1 protein-coding gene is annotated in these 15,679 nt (G+C 62.9%); it reads right to left on the reverse strand.

Going from position 1 to position 15,679, the window contains the following annotated elements:
- Nucleotides 1–114 precede the first annotated feature (114 nt).
- Entirely contained in the window at nt 115–15,447 is a 15,333-nt protein-coding gene (locus K3819_RS00705) for a LapA family giant adhesin (RefSeq protein ID WP_221398448.1), read from the reverse strand.
- Nucleotides 15,448–15,679: the final 232 nt, after the last annotated feature.

Consider the following 15,679-nt stretch of genomic DNA (forward strand, 5'->3'; position numbering starts at 1 on the left):
CTGTCAGCAGCATAGCCAACTGCGCGCGAGTATGCGGTGCGCCGACGAAATCGTCACCGGTTCAAGCGCTGCAAACGTGACGGCCGCCCCAGTGGGGCGGCCGTTGTTCACGCATCAGCTGTTGTTGTGGTCGACCTTGATGGTCGGATCGCTGCCGGCAATCAGGTTGTGAATGTTGGCCGTGGACCAGTTGTTGCCTTCCAGTTTGATCGTCACGTCCGGTGTGGCGGCTGCGGCATCGCCCGAGTTGAACTTGCCGCCCGAGCTGACTTGCAGCGACGACACGCCGTCGACCGTGGTGATCTTCAGGAAGTTGTCGATGGTGCTGCCGGTCTCGCCCTGCAACAGGTCACGCAGGTCGATGCGGTCGCCTTCGCTGGCCTTGAAGTCCTTGATCACGTCGTTGCCGGTGTCGCCCGCCTTCCAGACGAAGGTGTCGGCACCGGAACCACCGATCAGGATGTCGTTGCCCTGACCGCCGATCAGCGTGTCGTTGCCGGTGCCGCCGAGCAGGATGTCATTGCCCTTGCCGCCGTCGAGCAGGTCGTTGCCGCCCGAGCCGAACAGGATGTCATTGCCCGCGCCGCCCAGCAGCGTGTCGTTGCCGTCGTGGGCACCGGACACATCGAACGCCTGATAGTGCTCGGTGATGTACTGGTGCACGTTGCTGGTGGTGACTTTGCTGACGTCGACCCCGGTTTCCTTGGCCACGAACGCCTGCATCGCCTGATAACCCTCGCCGGCAATGCCGTTGAAGCTCACCAGGTCGCCGAACAGGATGTCGTTGCCGTCGCCACCGCTGACGGTGTCGTTGCCCGGCATCGTCGCTTCGGTGTGGCCGATGATCGAGTTGGCCAGGTCCTTCGGATCGATGTTGGTCTGTGGCGTCTTGTCCGAATCGTACGGTTTCAGGTCGTTGAGGCTGACACCACTGTTGATGCCGATGGCCTCCACATTCGACAAACCGTTGAGCAAGGCGAAACCGCTGCTGGCGTTATCGGTGGTCGTCGTCGTGGTGCTGCTGCCGTTGCCCGCCAGACTCGAGATCTCGTAGGTACCGTCACCCTGAGCGTGGATGGTACCCAGGCTGTTCCAGCTCCAGCTGCCGTTCTTGTACGTCTGCAATACCACGGCGCCGGCAGTGTTGATACTCAGGTAGTGTGTGTTGTCGATGTAGGTGCTGAAGCTGTCGCCCAGTTTGTAGTTGCTGGTCTTGACCACATCATCGAGCTTCACGTTGCCGTACAGCGTCGGGTTGGTCTGCTCGTTGCTCTGGTAGTAAGTCGGCTGGCCGTCGGTAATGAAGTACGTGAGGTTCTTCGCCCCGGTGTTGGCCACCGCTTCGGCGCTCTGGAAGAAGTTCGCCGTGGCCTTGAACACGTCCTCGTAGTTGGTGCCGCCGCCGGACGACATCGAGTCCAGCACGGCCTTGAGCAAGGTCAGTGCGTTCGGGTCGTTGAGGTTCACCGACACCGACTTGTTGACCTGGGTGTCGAAGTCCACCAGGAAGATGTTCACGGTGCCGGAGTTGCTGCCCAGGCTCTGCTTGAGGGTGTTGAACACCGACGTCAGCGAGTCCTTGGCTGCATTGATCGACGAGGCGCTCATACTGCCTGAGCTGTCGACCATGAACGCGATGTTGTAGTTGGTGCCCGGCACCACGGTCAGGCCGCCGATGTCGGCGACGATGATGTCGTTGCCGTCGGTGCCGGTGACGGTGTCGTCGGCCGAAGTGGCGACCACCGCGTTGTACACCGCCGGCACCACGGTGACCGGGATGGTCGCAGTGGTGCTGGCCGAGCCGCCGACCTGTTCGGTTGAGGTCGAGGTCACGGTCAGGTTGAACTGGCCGTTGTAGTAGGTCGGCGGGGTCACGGTCAGGGTGCCGAGGTTCCAGCCGGTGACGTTGGCGTCGCCGCTGGTGGCGGTCACGGTGAAGCTGTGGCCTGCGCCATCGCTGAGCACCGAACCGACCGGTGCGCCGCTGATCTTGATGCTCAGGGTTTCCGAACCGTCGGTATCGGTCAGCGCGGTGCTTATCGACGACAGTTTCACGGTGGTGCCTTCGGCGCCGGTGTTGAGCTTGTAGCCGTCGTAATAGCCTTCGCCGTTGCTGCCGTGCAGATCGGAGACGGTCACGCCGGCATTCACCAGATCCTGCACGCCGGTATAGATCGGCACGCCGGCACTGCTCAGGTCGATCGGCGTGCTGCCGTTGACCGACAGGTTGACGTCGTAGCTGCCCGGGCCGCTCTGGTTGTGGTGGTAGATGTCCAGGGTGTAGTAGCCGCTGGTGGTCGGGGTGAACGAACCGTTGAGGTTGCCGCCCGCGCCCCACGTCGTGGACGCCACGCTTTTGCCGCCGATGGTCACCAGCAGGCTGTCGTCACCGGTGCCGCTGAAGGTGTAGGTCTTGCCGGCTTCCAGATAAATCAGGCCCGAGGTTTTCGACGCGGTGCCGGCAGTCACGCTGCCGTCGGACTGCACGTTGTTCACGGTACCGCTGGTGTTCGGCTTGCCGGCACCGTCGATCACGTTTTTCAGGGTGGTCGAGTTCGCGCCGCTGCCGTCGGTGCCCAGGCCCGACAGACCGGTCCAGACTTCCTTGATCAGCCCGGTGGATTTCACGCTGTTGTCGGCCACCGACAGGGTCGGTGCATCCGCCACCGGGGTGATGTCGATCTTGATGGTGCCAGTGTTGCCCAGCAACTGGCCGTCGGTTGGCTGGAATTTGATCTGCGCGTAGTCGGCCTGATTGTTACCAACGCCAGTACCACCGTAACCGTTCACACCCGACTCGTTGGCATCCGGCAGGAAGCGCAACTTGCCGGCGTCGATATCGGCCTTGCTGAAAGTCTGGTTGTTGGCGACATCTTTCCAGGTCGAGCCGTCCAGGTACTGCAGTTTGCCTTCGCCCGGCAGCTGGGTGATTTTCACGCCCAGGCTGCTGGCCGGGCTGTCGACGTCGCTGACGCCGAAGGTCGACCAGCCGAGAACCAGCGGGGTGTCTTCGGTGCCGGTGACGTTGACCGGTGCAGCGACCGGCGCATCGTTGACCGCCACCACGTTGACCGTGGTGGTCGCGGTGTTGGAGTAGTTGCCGCCATCGGTCACGGTCACGGTGATGATCCGTGGCACGGTGCTCGGGTCTTCACTGCTGTTGGTGAAGCTGATGTTCTTGATGGCCTGCATGTAGTCGGCGAGCGTCGCGTTACCCGACAGGGTCAGGGTGACGGTGCCGTTGGTGCTGTTGGCGTTGATGGTAATGCCGTTGACGCTGTTGCCCAGGTTCAGCGCATCGCCGTCCTGACGGTTGGTCAGCACGACGGTGGCGCCGGTCAGCATGGTGCTGTCCGGGTCGGTGATCTTGATGTCGGTGTCGGCAATCGACACGCCTGCGCCCGGGGTGTTCTCGGTGAAGGTCACCTTGTAGTCGGCACCCGTTGCACCGCTGGAGTTGTTGGCGTCCAGGTCGATGACCGGCGGTGCATCGTTGTCGATGATCGAGGTGCTGACGCTGCCATTGGTGCTGCTGACCGCCAGGTTTTCGAAGTTGCCACCGGTGGCCGAGTCGATCTTGACCACGAAGTTTTCGGTACCTTCGGTGATCTTGTCATCGATTGTGGCGACGTTGAACTGCGCACTGCTGGCACCTGCCGGGATCTTCACGGTGTACACGCCGGTAAAGTCCGAACCGTCGGCGGCGGTGCCGCTGTAGACGATTTTCAGGGTGACTTCGGTTTGCGCCGGGTTGGTCAGGCTGACGGTGTAGGTTGCGGTCTGACCTTCGGTCACCGAGGTGCTGCCGGTGATGCTGACGGTGGTGGTGTCGATGGTATCGGTGACGCTGGTCACGGCCGGTGTGTTGCTGGTCACCAGGTTTTCGAAATTGCCGCCCGTGGCGTTGGTGATCGTGGCCTGCACGTTGCCGGCGTCCTTGTAGACGTCGTCGGCTGGCGCAGGAACGGTCACGGTGCCGGTAGTTTTGCCGGCTTCGATGGTGATCACCGAACCGTTGCTCAGGGTCACGGTCACTGGCGAGCCAGCGGCGTTGGTCAGAGTCGCGGTGTAAGTGATCGAGCCACCCTCGGCGACCGAATTGGTAGCGCTGAGCGACAGATTGGTCGTGTCGACGGTATCGGTCACGGTGGTGCTGACCGGGGTCTTGTCGGCCACCAGATTCTCGTAGTTGCCGCCGCTTACGCCGGTGATCGCGTTGGTCAGTGGCGCATGACCATTCAACACGTCGTTCGGCGCGGTGGTGGTCACACTGCCGGTGGTTTTGCCGACTTCGATGGTGATCGACTGACCGTTGGCCAGGGTCACGGTCACAGGCGAGCCTGTCACTGGCGCGCCGACGGTCGCGGTGTAGACCACGTTGCCACCTTCGGCCGCCGTCGTGGTCGCGGTCAGCTTCACGGTGGTGGTGTCGATAGTGTCGGTGACGCTGGTCACGGCTGGTGTGGTGCTGGTGACCAGGTTCTCGAAGTTGCCGCCAGTGGCGGACTTGATCGTCGCCTGCACGTTGCCGGCGTCTTTGTAGACGTCGTCAGCTGGCGCAGGAACGGTCACGGTGCCCGTGGTTTTACCGGCTTCGATGGTGATCACCGAACCGTTGCTCAGGGTGACGGTCACTGGCGAGCCAGCGGCGTTGGTCAGGGTCGCGGTGTAGGTGATCGAGCCACCTTCAGCCACGGTGCCGGTCGCGCTGAGCGTCAGGTTGGTGGTGTCGACGGTGTCGGTCACGGTGGTGCTGACCGGGGTCTTGTCGGCCACCAGATTCTCGTAGTTACCGCCGCTCACGCCGGTGATCGCGTTGGTCAGCGGCGCATGGCCGTTGAGCGCATCGTTCGGCGCGGTGGTGGTCACGGTGCCCGTGGTCTTGCCGACTTCGATAGTGATCGACTGTCCGTTGGACAGGGTCACGGTCACAGGCGAGCCAGTCACTGGCGCACCTACGGTAGCGGTGTAGGTGACGGTGCCACCTTCGGCCGCTGTTGCGGTTGCGGTCAGCTTCACGGTGGTGGTGTCGATGGTGTCAGTAACGCTGGTCACTGCTGGCGTGGTGCTGGTCACCAGGTTTTCGAAGTTGCCGCCCGTGGCGTTGGTGATCGTGGCTTGCACGTTGCCGGCGTCTTTGTAGACATCGTCCGCTGGTGCAGGAATGGTTACGGTGCCGGTGGTTTTGCCCGCTTCGATGGTGATCACGGCACCGTTGCTCAAGGTCACGGTCACCGGAGTGCCCGCAGCATTGGTCAGGGTTGCGGTGTAAGTGATCGAACCACCCTCGGCGACCGAGTTGGTGGCGCTCAGGGACAGGTTGGTAGTGTCGACCGTGTCGGTCACGGTGGTGCTGACCGGGGTCTTGTCGGCCACCAGATTCTCGTAGTTACCGCCGCTCACGCCGGTGATCGCGTTGGTCAGTGGTGCATGACCATTCAATACGTCGTTAGGCGCGGTGGTGGTCACGGTGCCGCTGGTCTTGCCGACTTCGATGGTGATCGATTGACCATTCGACAGGGTTACCGTCACTGGCGAGCCAGTCACCGGAGCGCCAACAGTGGCGGTGTAGACAACGTTGCCACCCTCGGCCGCCGTCGCAGTTGCGGTCAGCTTCACGGTGGTGGTGTCGATGGTGTCGGTAACGCTGGTCACCGCTGGTGTGGTGCTGGTGACCAGGTTCTCAAAGTTGCCGCCAGTCGCGTTGGTGATCGTGGCTTGCACGTTGCCGGCGTCCTTGTAGACGTCGTCGGCTGGTGCAGGAACGGTCACAGTGCCGGTGGTCTTGCCCGCTTCGATGGTGATCACCGAACCGTTGCTCAGGGTCACGGTCACTGGCGAGCCAGCGGCGTTGGTCAGGGTCGCGGTGTAGGTGATCGAGCCACCTTCGGCCACGGTCCCTGTCGCGCTGAGCGACAGGTTGGTGGTATCGACGGTGTCGGTGACGGTGGTCGAAACCGGGGTTTTATCAGCCACCAGATTTTCATAGTTACCACCGCTCACACCAGTGATCGCGTTGGTCAGCGGTGCATGACCGGTCAGCACGTCGTTCGGCGCGGTAGTGGTCACGGTGCCGCTGGTCTTGCCGACTTCGATGGTGATGCTCTGGCCGTTGGACAGGTTTACGGTCACAGGCGAGCCAGTCACAGGGGCGCCCACGGTCGCGGTGTAGGTGACGGTGCCACCCTCGGCCGCTGTTGCGGTCGCGGTCAGCTTCACGGTGGTGGTGTCGATGGTATCGGTGACGCTGGTCACGGCTGGTGTGTTGCTGGTCACCAGGTTCTCGAAGTTACCGCCCGTGGCGTTGGTGATCGTGGCCTGCACGTTGCCGGCGTCTTTGTAGACGTCATCGGCTGGGGCGGCGACGGTCACGGTGCCGGTGGTTTTGCCGGCTTCGATGGTGATCACGGCGCCGTTGCTCAAGGTCACGGTCACCGGGGTGCCCGCAGCGTTGGTCAGGGTCGCGGTGTAGGTGATCGAACCACCTTCGGCCACGGTGCCGGTCGCGCTGAGCGACAGGTTGGTGGTGTCGACCGTGTCGGTGACGGTGGTCGAGACCGGCGTTTTGTCGGCTACGAGGTTCTCGTAGTTGCCGCCCGTCACGCCGGTGATCGCGTTGGTCAACGGCGTGTGGCCGGTCAGCGCATCGTTCGGTGCTGTGGTGGTGACAGTGCCGGTGGTTTTGCCCACCTCGATGGTGATCGACTGACCGTTGGACAGGGTCACGGTGACTGGCGAACCGGTCACAGGCGCGCCCACGGTGGCGGTGTAAGTGACAGTGCCGCCTTCCGCCGCCGACTCGGTCGCGGTCAGTCTGACCGTGGTGGTGTCGATGGTGTCGGTGACCTGGGTCACGGCCGGAACAGTGCTCGGAACAAGGTTCTCGAAGTTGCCACCGGTGGCGGTCGAAATGGTCGCCTCGACTTTGCCGGCATCTTTGTAGACGTCGTCTTTCGGTGCATCGACGGTCACGGTGCCGGTGGTTTTGCCAGCTTCGATGGTGATCACCGCGCCGTTGCTCAAGGTCACGGTCACCGGGGTGCCCGCAGCGTTGGTCAGTGTGGCGGTGTAAGTGATCGAACCACCCTCGGCTACCGAATGGGTGGCGCTGAGAGTCAGGTTGGTGGTGTCGACGGTGTCGGTCACGGTGGTGCTGACCGGCGTTTTGTCGGCCACGAGGTTTTCGTAGTTACCGCCGCTCACACCGGTGATCGCGTTGGTCAGCGGCGCATGGCCGTTGAGCGTATCGTTCGGCGCAGTGGTGGTCACAGTGCCGGTGGTTTTGCCCACCTCGATGGTGATCGACTGACCATTGGCCAGGGTCACGGTCACAGGCGAACCCGTCACTGGCGCGCCAACAGTCGCGGTGTAAGTAACGGTGCCACCTTCAGCGGCCGTTTCGGAAGCGGTCAGCTTCACGGTCGTCGTGTCGATGGTGTCGGTGACTTCCGTTACGGCTGGAACGGTGCTCGGAACCAGGTTCTCGAAGTTGCCACCGGTTGCGTCTTTGATGGTCACTTCGACTTTGCCGGCGTCTTTGTAGACGTCATCGGCAGGTGCTGGAACGGTCACCGTGCCGGTGGTTTTACCGGCCTCGATGGTGATGACGGCGCCGTTAGACAGGGTCACGGTCAGCGGAGTGCCGGCAGGATTGGTCAGGGTCGCGGTGTAGGTGATCGAACCGCCTTCGGCCACGGTGCCCGTCGCAGTCAGCGACAGATTGGTGGTGTCGACAGTGTCGATCACGGTGGTGCTGACCGGCGTTTTGTCGGCCACCAGATTTTCGTAGTTACCGCCGCTCACACCGGTGATCGAGTTGGTCAGCGGCGTGTGGCCGTTGAGTGCATCGTTCGGTGCGGTGGTGGTGACGGTGCCGGTGGTCTTGCCGACTTCGATGGTGATCGACTGACCGTTGGACAAGGTCACGGTGACCGGCGAACCGGTCACCGGTGCACCCACGGTGGCGGTGTAGGTAACAGTGCCGCCTTCTGCCGCCGACTCGGTCGCGGTGAGTTTGACCGTGGTGGTGTCGGTGGTGTCGGTGACTTCGGTCACGGCCGGAACCGTGCTCGGCACCAGATTCTCGAAGTTGCCACCGGTGGCGGTCGAAATGGTCGTTTCGACTTTGCCGGCGTCTTTGTAGACGTCGTCTTTCGGCGCATCGACGGTCACGGTACCGGTGGTTTTACCGGCCTCGATGGTGATGACGGCACCGTTCGACAGGGTTACGGTCACCGGCGTACCCGCCGGGTTGGTCAGGGTCGCGGTGTAGACGATCGAGCCACCCTCGGCCACCGAGCCAGTGGCGCTCAGGGTCAGGTTGGTGGTGTCGACGGTGTCAGTCACGGTGGTGCTGACCGGGGTCTTGTCGGCCACCAGGTTTTCGTAGTTACCGCCAGTCACGCCAGTGATCGCGTTGGTCAGCGGCGCATGGCCGTTGAGCGCATCGTTCGGCGCGGTGGTGGTCACGGTACCCGTGGTTTTACCGACTTCGATGGTGATCGACTGACCATTGGCCAGGGTCACGGTCACAGGCGAACCGGTGACAGGCGCACCGACAGTCGCGGTGTAAGTAACGGTGCCGCCTTCCGCCGCCGACTCGGTCGCGGTCAGTTTCACCGTGGTGGTGTCGATGGTGTCGGTGACGTTGGTTACGGCCGGAACGGTGCTTGGCACCAGGTTCTCGAAACCACCGCCAGTAGCGGTCGAAATGGTTGCCTCGACTTTGCCGGCGTCTTTGTAGACGTCGTCTTTCGGTGCATCGACGGTCACGGTGCCGGTGGTTTTACCGGCCTCGATAGTAATGACGGCACCGTTCGACAGGGTCACGGTCACCGGCGTACCCGCCGGGTTGGTCAGGGTCGCGGTGTAAGTGATCGAACCACCCTCGGCCACCGAGTCGGTGGCCGTCAGGTTCAGGTTGGTCGTGTCGACAGTGTCCGAAACCGAGGTATTTGCCGGTTTGCCGTCGACCGCCAGGTTTTCGTAATTGCCACCGGTGGCCTTGTCGATGGTCACGCTCAGCGAGCTGCCGCCCGCCAACGGGCTGTTCGGCGCGACGAAATTCACGGTGCCGGTGGTTTCGCCGACGGCGATGGTGATGGTCTGTCCGTTGGACAGGGTCACGACGAGCGGCGAACCGGTCACTGGCGCCGTCACGGTCGCGGTGTAGACCACGGTTTCGCCTTCGGCGACGTTGGCGGTGGCGGTCAGCGACACGGTGGACGTGTCGATGGTGTCATTGACGGTGGTGACCGCGGGGGCGGTGCTGGTGACCAGGTTCTCGAAGTTGCCACCGGTGGTGGTCGAAATGGTCGTCTCGACTTTGCCGGCGTCCTTGTAGACGTCGTCCTTCGGTGCATCGACGGTCACGGTGCCGGAGGTTTTACCGGCCTCGATGGTGATCACGGCGCCGTTGCTCAAGGTCACGGTCACCGGAGTCCCGGCGGCGTTGGTCAGGGTCGCGGTGTAGGTGATCTGGCCACCTTCGTTGACTTCCGGCGTGGCGCTCAGGGTCAGGTTGGTGGTGTCGACGGTGTCGGTCACGGTGGTGCTGACCGGCGTTTTGTCGGCTACGAGATTTTCGTAGTTACCGCCGCTCACGCCAGTGATCGCGTTGGTCAGCGGTGTGTGACCGTTCAACGCATCGTTCGGCGCAGTGGTGGTGATGGTGCCGGTGGTCTTGCCGACCTCGATGGTGATCGACTGACCATTGGCCAGGGTTACGGTCACAGGCGAACCAGTGACAGGCGCGCCGACGGTCGCAGTGTAAGTAACGGTACCGCCTTCAGCCGCCGACTCGGTTGCGGTGAGTTTCACCGTGGTGGTGTCGATGGTGTCGGTGACTTCGGTAACCGCCGGAGCAGTGCTCGGCACCAGGTTTTCGAAGTTGCCACCGGTTGCATCCTTGATGGTCACTTCGACTTTGCCGGCGTCTTTGTAGACGTCGTCTTTCGGCGCATCGACGGTCACGGTGCCGGTGGTTTTACCGGCCTCGATGGTGATAACAGCGCCGTTGCTCAGTGTCACGGTGACTGGGGTGCCGGCCGGGTTGGTCAGCGTTGCGGTGTAAACGATCGAGCCGCCTTCGGCCACGGAACCTGTCGCGCTGAGGGTCAGGTTGGTCGTGTCGACGGTGTCGGTGACGGTGGTCGAAACCGGGGTCTTGTCGGCCACCAGATTTTCGTAGTTACCTCCAGACACGCCAGTAATCGAGTTGCTCAGCGGGGTGTGACCGTTCAACGCATCGTTCGGCGCGGTGGTGGTGATGGTGCCGGTGGTCTTGCCCACTTCGATGGTGATCGTCTGACCGTTGGCCAGAGTCACGGTGACCGGCGAGCCAGTCACCGGAGCGCCAACAGTTGCGGTGTAGGTGACAGTGCCGCCCTCAGCCACCGACGTATCGGCGCTCAGCTTCACGGTCGACGTATCGATGGTGTCAGTCACTTCAGTGACGGCCGGAACAGTGCTCGGCACCAGATTCTCGAAGTTGCCGCCGGACGCATCCTTGATGGTCACTTCGACTTTGCCGGCGTCTTTGTAGACGTCATCGGCCGGAGCCGGAACGGTCACGGTGCCAGTGGTTTTACCCGCTTCGATGGTGATCACCGAGCCGTTGCTCAGGGTCACGGTCACTGGCGTGCCAGCCGGATTGGTCAGCGTGGCGGTGTAAACGATCGAACCACCTTCAGCCACGGAACCTGTAGCGCTCAAGGTCAGATTGGTGGTGTCGACGGTGTCGGTGACTGACGTCACGGCCGGCGTCTTGTCGGCGACCAGGTTTTCGTAATTGCCGCCGCTGGTGCCGTCGATCTTCACGCTCAGCGTGTTGCCGCCGGCCAGTGCATCGTTCGGTGCGGTGTAGTTGACGCTGGCGCTGCTGGCGCCGACCGGGATGGTGATGGTCTGGCCGTTGGACAGGGTCACGACCACCGGCGAGCCGGTCACCGGTGCGGTGACGGAGGCGGTGTAAACCACCACGCCGCCTTCAACGGTGCTGGCCGTGGCGCTCAGGGAAACGGTGCTGGTATCGATGGTGTCGGTGACGTCGGTCACCGCCGGGGTCTTGTCGACCACCAGGTTTTCAAAGTTGCCGCCGCTGGTCTTGGTAATGCTGGCGTCGACTTTGCCGGCGTCCTTGTACACGTCGTCGCCCGGTGCGGCGACGGTGATGGTACCGGTGCTCGCGCCTTTGGCGATGTTGATCACCGCGCCGTTGCTCAGGGTCACGGTCATGGCCGTGCCGGCCGGGTTGGTCAGGGTCGCGGTGTAGATGATCGAACCGCCCTCGGCGACCGAACCGGTGGCGCTCAGGCTGATATTGGTGGTGTCGACGGTGTCGGTAACCTTGGTCACCACAGCCGTACGGTTGGCATCGACCTGTTCGAAGTTGCCGCCGCTGTGGCTGGCAATCGCGGTCTGCACCTTGCCGCCATCGATGTAAGGCGTGTTGGCCGGCGCAGGGAAATTCACCGAACCGCTGGTGGCACCGGCGGCGATGTTGATGACCGCGCCGTTGGCCAAGGTCACGGTCATGGCGGTGCCGGCCGGGTTGCTCAGGGTCGCGGTGTAGGTGATCTGGCCACCTTCGCTGACGGTGTCGCTGGCGCTCAGGGTCAGCGTGGTCTTGTCGATGGTGTCGTTGACCGTGGTGCTGACTGGCGTCTTGCTGACGTCGAGCTTCTCGAAGTTGCCACCGCTGGCATCGGTCATGGTCACGGTGAGCTTGCTGACATCCTTGTAGACGTCATCGCTCGGCGCCGGGATGGTCACCGAACCGCTGGTCTTGCCGGCTTCGATAACGATGGTCTGGCCGTTGCTCAGGTTGACGGTCACCGGCGTCTGCGCGGCGTTGGTCAGCGTTGCGGTGTAAGTGATCGACGTGCCTTCGAGCACATAGCTTTCGGCGCTGAGGGTCAGGTGCGTGGTGTTGATGGTGTCGGCGACGTTGGTCACCGCTGGCGTCGGGTTGGCCACCAGGTTTTCGAAATTGCCGCCGGAAGTGTCCTTGATGGTCACTTCGACTTTGCCGGCGTCTTTATAGACGTCATCGGCCGGGGCTGGAACGGTCACGGTGCCGGTGGTTTTGCCGGCTTCGATGGTGATGACGGAGCCGTTGCTCAACGTCACGGTCACCGGGGTGCCGGCCGGATTGGTCAGGGTCGCGGTGTAGACGATCTGCCCGCCCTCGTTGACGTTGCCGGTGGCGGTCAGCGATACGGTGGTGGTGTCGACGGTGTCGGTGATGGTGGTGCTGACCGGTGTTTTGTCGGCCACGAGGTTTTCGTAGTTGCCGCCGCTCACACCGGTGATCGAGTTGGTCAGCGGTGCATGGCCGGCCAGTACGTCGTTCGGCGCCGTGGTAGTCACGGTGCCGGTGGTTTTGCCGACTTCGATGGTGATCGCCTGACCGTTGGCCAGGGTCACAACCACAGGCGAGCCGGTTACCGGGGCGCCCACCGTCGCGGTGTAAGTAACGGTTCCGCCTTCCGCCGCCGACTCGGTCGCGGTCAGTTTGACGGTCGAAGTGTCGATGGTGTCGGTGACCTGGGTCACGGCCGGCACAGTGCTTGGCACCAGGTTTTCGAAGTTGCCGCCGGTTGCGCCGGTAATGGTCGCTTCGACTTTGCCGGCATCCTTGTAGACGTCATCGGCAGGCGCTGGAACGGTCACGGTGCCGGTGGTCTTGCCGGCTTCGATGGTGATGACCGCGCCGTTGCTCAAGGTCACGGTCACCGGCGTGCCGGCCGGATTGGTCAAGCTTGCGGTGTAGATGATCGAGCCGCCCTCGGCCACGGAATCGGTGGCGCTCAGGGTCAGGTTGGTGGTGTCGACGGTGTCAGTGACGGTGGTCGAAACCGGAGTCTTGTCGGCGACCAGATTCTCGTAGTTGCCGCCGCTCACGCCGGTGATCGCGTTGGTCAGCGGTGCGTTGCCGGCCAATGCGTCGTTCGGTGCTGTGGTGGTCACGGTGCCGGTGGTCTTGCCCACTTCAATCGTGATGCTTTGGCCGTTGGCCAGGGTCACGGTGACCGGCGAGCCAGTTACGGGCGCTCCAACTGTCGCGGTGTAAGTAACGGTACCGCCCTCGGCCGCCGATTCGGTCGCGGTCAGTTTGACGGTGGTGGTGTCGACGGTATCGGTCACGTCGGTGACGGCCGGAACGGTGCTTGGCACCAGGTTCTCGAAGTTGCCGCCGCTGGCGTCCTTGATCGTCACTTCGACCTTGCCAGCGTCTTTATAGACGTCATCGGCAGGCGCCGGAACGGTCACGGTGCCAGTGGTTTTACCCGCTTCGATGGTGATGACGGAGCCGTTGCTCAACGTCACGGTCACCGGGGTGCCCGCAGGATTGGTCAGGGTCGCGGTGTAAACAATCGAACCGCCCTCGGCGACAGTACCGGTGGCGCTCAGGGTCAGGTTGGTGGTGTCGGCAACGTCTGTCACCGTGGTCGAAACCGGGGTCTTGTCGGCCACCAGATTTTCGTAATTACCGCCGGAAACGCCGGTGATCGAGTTGGTCAGCGATGCGTTGCCAGCCAATGCGTCGTTCGGCGCGGTGGTGGTCACGGTGCCAGTGGTTTTGCCCACTTCGATGGTGATGGTCTGACCGTTGGCCAAAGTGACAGTCACCGGCGAACCGGTGACTGGTGCGCCAACTGTAGCGGTATAAGTAACGGTGCCGCCTTCTGCAACCGAAGTATCAGCCGTCAGTTTGACCGTCGACGTGTCGATGGTGTCAGTCACTTCGGTGACAGCGGGAACAGTGCTTGGCACCAGGTTCTCGAAGTTGCCGCCGGTGGCGTCCTTGATGGTCACTTCGACCTTGCCCGCGTCTTTGTAGACGTCATCGGCAGGCGCCGGAACGGTCACGGTGCCAGTGGTTTTACCCGCTTCGATGGTGATGACGGAGCCGTTGCTCAACGTCACGGTCACCGGGGTGCCGGCCGGATTGGTCAGGGTTGCGGTGTAGACGATCGAACCGCCTTCCGCCACGGAACCGGTGGCGCTCAGCGACAGGTTGGTGGTGTCGATGGAGTCGGTGACGGTAGTGGTCGCTGGCGTCGTGTTTGGCACCAGATTCTCGAAATTGCCGCCGGTAGCGCCGGTAATCGTGGTGCTGACGGTGCCGCCGTTGTTGTAGACGTCATTCGGTGCGGTCGGCACGTTGACGCTGCCGGTGGTCTGGCCGGCGCCGATGGTGATGGTCGAACCGTTCGACAGGGTGACGGTCACCGGTGTCTGCGCCGGGTTGGTCAGGGTTGCGGTGTAGGTGATCTGGCCACCTTCGACCACGGTGCCGGTGGCGGTCAGAGTCAGATTCGTGGTGTCGACCGAATCGACGATCGTGGTAACGGCCGGTGTCGGGTTCGGCACCAGGTTTTCGAAGTTGCCGCCCGTGGCACCGGTGATGGTGGTGGTGACGGTGCTGCCGTTGTTATAGACGTCATTCGGTGCGGTCGGCACGTTGACGGTGCCGGTGGTCTGGCCGGCGCCGATAGTGATGGTCGAGCCGTTCGACAGGGTCACGGTCACCGGCGTCTGCGCCGGATTGGTCAGGGTCGCGGTGTAGGTGATCTGACCGCCTTCGGTCACACTCGGGCCCGCCGTCAGGGTCACGGTGGTGGTGTCGATGGTGTCGGTGACCTGGGTCGTGGCCGGGGTGGTCGGCGGGGTCACGGTGATGCCGTTGCCGCCGGTGGTGCCGGTGACGGTCACGTCGATCTGGGTCGGGTCGTTATAAACAGTGTCGTTCGGCGCCAGGGGCACGTTGACGGTGCCGGTGGTGGAACCGGCCGGAATCACGATCACCGCACCGTTGGACAGGGTGATGGTCAGGTCGGTCAGCGGCGCCTGGGTCAGCGTTGCGGTGTACACCAGCACGCCGCCGGCTTCGGTGATGCTCGGCGTGGCGCTGAGGCTCAGGGTCGATTCGCGCAGGGCATTGGCGTTGGTGTCGGTGGTCTGGCCGCCGGTGATGTTCTGTGCGGCCTGGCCTGCAGCGTTGATGCCCGCAGTGGGGAAACCGATGGTGGGGTCGACGCGGCCGGCGGTCGCATCGAGCATCACGAAGCTGTGACCGCCGCCGGCGGCACCGCCAGTCCCTGCGGCGCTCGGGCCGGCAGCGGTGGCGTCAAGGGCGGTAGTCGGGTCGACACCGGCGGCGATGGCTTGTTGCAGCTCTTCTACCGACGGCGCGGCTTGCGCGGTGGCTTCGGCCAGGTCGGTGCTGGAGTCCGGGGTATCGGCGCTCCACTGAGTGTCACGGCCCAGATCGATCGTGCGGCCATCGGCCAGTTCCAGGGACACGGCGCCGGAAACGCCGGTGTCGACCTGATCGCCGGCAAACAGCCGGTCGCCTTCAACGAGTACGCGACGGACGCCCTCTGGGGACACCACGAAAACCTGACCGACAATGCTTTTGACGATGGCAACAACACTGCTCATTGAAGACTCTCCGGGTGTCACGTTCAGTTGACTTCCATAGACCTGATGGCTGTCTGCGCCGATTCAGTCTGGACGTACTTTTAAAAAAAGATGAAGCAAAGTTGACGCTGCTGCTCGTCAATATTTTGGCTAGATTCTTTCGCTATTAACTTTATGCCAAACTATTGACCTTCTGGGTGCCATCCTAAACAATCGTCCCAGTAATGTCACATTGATATTTATGCGGCGACCT

It is taken from the genome of Pseudomonas sp. 3-2, assembly GCF_019710535.1.
In the GTDB taxonomy this organism is placed as follows: domain Bacteria; phylum Pseudomonadota; class Gammaproteobacteria; order Pseudomonadales; family Pseudomonadaceae; genus Aquipseudomonas; species Aquipseudomonas pharyngis.